The 419-nt window shown below is 54.4% G+C and carries 1 protein-coding gene; it reads left to right on the forward strand.

Annotated elements, in window-relative coordinates:
* Window positions 1-419: hypothetical protein (locus CA598_RS32620; RefSeq protein ID WP_179283836.1), on the forward strand; the 419-nt coding region annotated here is incomplete at both ends.

The raw sequence follows: 419 nt of genomic DNA on the forward strand, positions 1-419 counted from the left end.
AGCAAAATCAACGTAAGTTTCGTTGAAGGTGTAGCTCAGGTGAACCTGAAGCTGAACAAAGCCGGAGCGCAAGCTGTGTTGTTCAGCCAAGCAGGCGTAGCATCGCCAGCGGCAACAGCGCTGAACATAATTTCAGTTGCAGGCAGCACAGCGACGATGAAGCTGACCACAGGGGTAAGTGCGCCGCAGACGAATGGCGGCAGCTTCGCTCAGCAGCCAGTCATTACGCTGCTGGATCAGTTCGGTAACGTGAATACGAGCGATAACAGTACGGTTGTGACTGTTTCGAAGAAGGATGCAGGAAGCTGGACGCTGACGGGGAATATGACGCAGACCGCAGTAGCGGGTATCGTCACGTTTACCGATCTGGGAGCTACGAATGCAGCGGGAATTACAGGGGCACAGCTGGCGTTTGATGC

Origin of the sequence: Paenibacillus sp. VTT E-133291, assembly GCF_002264395.1 — a bacterium.
GTDB classification, from domain to species: Bacteria; Bacillota; Bacilli; order Paenibacillales; family Paenibacillaceae; genus Paenibacillus_AQ; species Paenibacillus_AQ nitricinens.